General features: G+C 69.2%; 1 protein-coding gene. It reads right to left on the bottom strand.

Annotated elements, in window-relative coordinates; all coding sequences use genetic code 11:
* Positions 1-688, bottom strand: a 688-nt coding sequence (locus tag JCM19049_RS16660; RefSeq protein WP_279403475.1) for a DUF3375 family protein, incomplete at both ends; no start/stop codon positions are given.

The following is a 688-nucleotide window of genomic DNA, read 5'->3' as shown; positions in this document are numbered from 1 at the left end:
TGCGCACCGCCTCGCGCAGGAAGGGCATGTCGGCCTTCGCCGTGCTGGGGGTGCGCACAATGTCCGCGGCGTCGAACTGCGGCGCCTCGGCCAGGGGCGGGGGAGCCACATGCTCGGAAGGGTCAAAGATGCCCAGCCCGTGCAGGGTCACGAACTGCGGGGCGTACAAGTCCAACGGGGCCAGCGCGCTGCGCGGCTTCAGGCTCGTGGAACGGCTGATCGCCAGCTCCGCTTCACGCACCGCCTGGCGCAGCAGCTGCGCCTGCTGGTAGTCCTCGGACTGCACGAACGCGTGCAACGATTCGGAGAGCCGGCCGTAGGATTCGTGGACCTCAGCGGCCTGGCGGCGCAGTTCGCGCAGCAGGTTGGTCAGGATCTGGCGTTCGGGGGCCTGCAAATCATCGACGAAGTCGCGCTCCAGCACCTCGTTGACCGCGGCCCGGAAACGCTGCTGTGCCTCGGGAGAGCCGAGGAATTCGGTGAAGCCGGAGAAGGTTTCCCCCTCCGCGGTGGAGCGCAGCTGCCGGTCGGCCTCCAGCACCTGGCCCACGGCCACGCCCTTGGCGGTGGAGGCATCCAGGATCCCCTCACGCAGGCTGTGCAGCATCTGGCGCACCCCGTCACGCATCCGGCGGAAGTCGGCGGGCAGGCTGGAGGCCAAATCCAGTACCGAGCGGGTGGCCGACAA

The sequence above is a fragment of the Arthrobacter sp. JCM 19049 genome, from assembly GCF_001310435.1.
Note: the sequence above shows the minus strand (reverse complement) of the source record. Positions and strands in the feature narration are given on the sequence as shown.